Source organism: Streptomyces niphimycinicus (assembly GCF_018883605.1).
Taxonomy (GTDB): domain Bacteria; phylum Actinomycetota; class Actinomycetes; order Streptomycetales; family Streptomycetaceae; genus Streptomyces; species Streptomyces niphimycinicus.
This window is the reverse complement of record NZ_JAHLEM010001134.1, coordinates 1-2243: the sequence shown is the minus strand read 5'-3', so window position 1 is coordinate 2243 and position 2243 is coordinate 1. Positions and strand designations below refer to the sequence as shown.

The following is a 2243-nucleotide window of genomic DNA, read 5'->3' as shown; positions in this document are numbered from 1 at the left end:
ATGGCCGCCGCCAGAAGGCGCGGGCCGAACTGGGCGTGGTGGAGCGGCCGTTGCTGGTCACGGCGGGCCGGCTGGAGGCGGTGGCCGGGCACGGCCCGCTGCTGGACGCGGCGCGGCACTGGCGCGCGCTGGATCCGCGGCCGCTGCTGGTGGTGGCGGGGGAGGGGCCGGACCGTGCGGTGCTCCAGCGCCGGATCGACCTGGAGGGGCTGCCGGTGCGGCTGCTGGGCCGGCGTGAGGATGTGCCCGGGCTGCTCTCCGCGGCCGATGTGGCGGTGCTTTCCAGCCGCTGGGAGGCGCGCTCGCTGCTGGCCCAGGAGGCGCTGCACGCGGGGGTGCCGCTGGTGGCCACGGAGGTGGGCGGGGTGCCGGAGCTGGTCGGGGACGCGGCCGAACTCGTCCCGTACGGCGATCCGGAGGCCCTGGCCGAGGCGGTGACCGGGCTGCTCGCCGATCCGGTGCGCCGGGTGGAGCTCGCCGCGGCGGGGCGGGCGCGGACGGCCGGCTGGCCGACGGAGGACGACACCGTCGCCCATGTCCTCAGCGTCTACGATGAGTTGGTGCAGACCTTTCTGCGTGAAGGGGTTGACGGGCCCGGTCGTTGATCGGCAGGGTGCTGGGCAGAGGAACGAGAGAGCGCTCTCAACTCGCGCTTCTCGTTACCCCCCACGCCATTTTCCCGGCAACCCCCACTACGCCGAGGAGCACCATCATCATGATCAGTCGCAGGAAGCTGCTGGGTGGCATAGCCGCCTCCGCCGCTGCCGCGGGAACCGGTCTGGCCTTCGCCGGCGGCCGTGCCAGCGGTGCGCCGAGCGCGAAGGCCGCCGCCTCCCTGCCCCTGACCGTCGTCAACAAGACGGGGCAGTACGACAACGCATCGGTCTGGCTCTACATTGTCGGCAACGAGGGCGACCGGCAGGTCCACGTCACCCCCGACGGCACCATCGCCCCCGTCGCGATGTCCGACAACGGTTCGGACGGCTTCACCGACTACGCGATCCCGCTGTCCGGAAGCGGTGACACCAAGCTGAACCTGCCGCAGATGTCGGGCCGGATCTATGTCGCGCTCGGCTCGAAGCTCAAGCTGAAGGTGGTCGAGGACGGGGCGGGCAAGGCCGCGCTTCAGTACCCGGCCGGCTGGGTGTCCGGCGACCCGAACTTCGACATCATGCATGACTGCGCGGAGTTCACGTACAACGACTCCGGGATGTTCTGCAACACCACCATGGTGGACATGTTCAGCGTCCCGCTGTCGATCCACCTCACCGGCGCCCAGGACCAGACGACCGGCACCCTCAAGGACGGCGCCCGCGCCAAGGTCTTCTCCGACCTCGCCGGTGTCGACGCCTACAAGAAGCTGATCGTCGGCGACAATCTGCGGGTGATCGCTCCGGGCCATGGCATGGGCGCGGGGCTGTTCGCGGAGGACTACTTCGCGTCGTACATCGACCAGGTCTGGGACGCCTACGGATCGAAGGACCTCAAGGTCACCACCAACGCGGGCACCTTCACCGGCCGGGTGAGCGGCGGGAAGTTCGCCTTCACCGGCCCTGCGTCGGTCTCCTTCGACAAGCCCTCCACCAAGGACGTGCTGTTCTGCGACGGCGCCCTGGCCGCGCCCAACGACGGGACGACGGGCCCGGTCGCGGCGATCCTCGGCGCGGGCTTCAACCGCACCACGCTGCACAACACCGACGCCCAGCCGACCACCGACCCGGCCGCCTTCTACGGCGAGGAGGTCACCAACCACTACGCCAAGGCCATGCACGCGGCGACCGTGGACGGCAAGGCGTACGGCTTCGCCTTCGATGACGTGGCCGAGTTCGCGTCCTACATCCAGGACACCGCCCCCAAGGGGATCACGCTCACGCTGACTCCGTTCTAGGGGGTGTCCGGCGGGGTGTGACGCCCGTGACGCGCCACGCGGCGGAGCCGCACATCGACGCTTCCCCCTCCCCGCCCCTTGCCGCGGGGAGCGGAACAGCCCGCCGGGCCGGGCGGGATCCGGCCGCGGTTCGGCACACAGCGGCCGGGCGGGGAGGTGTCCGCGGCGCACGGCGGGGCGGCGCGGCGGACGGTGAGGGAGCCTCTCCCCGCCCGGCTACACGTCCGTCCCCCCGCCCGGCGGTACGGGGGGACGCCGGGCGGGGGCCCGGGCACACGAGGCGGCCCGCACCCGTGTCAGGGTGGGCCGCACCGTGTCAGGCGGGGCGTACCCGTGTCAGGCGGGCCCGTACCCG

The 2243-nt window shown here is 72.0% G+C and carries 2 protein-coding genes; both read left to right on the top strand.

Annotation, left to right across the window (positions count from 1 at the left end; genetic code table 11):
* Positions 1-605, top strand: a 605-nt coding sequence (locus KN815_RS48225) for a glycosyltransferase (protein WP_216348085.1), incomplete at its 5' end; no start/stop codon positions are given.
* A gap of 110 nt (positions 606-715) precedes the next feature.
* Positions 716-1888 (top strand): glycoside hydrolase family 64 protein, encoded by a 1173-nt coding sequence (locus tag KN815_RS48220; RefSeq protein ID WP_216348084.1) that lies wholly within the window; start codon positions 716-718, stop codon positions 1886-1888.
* Positions 1889-2243 lie beyond the last annotated feature (355 nt).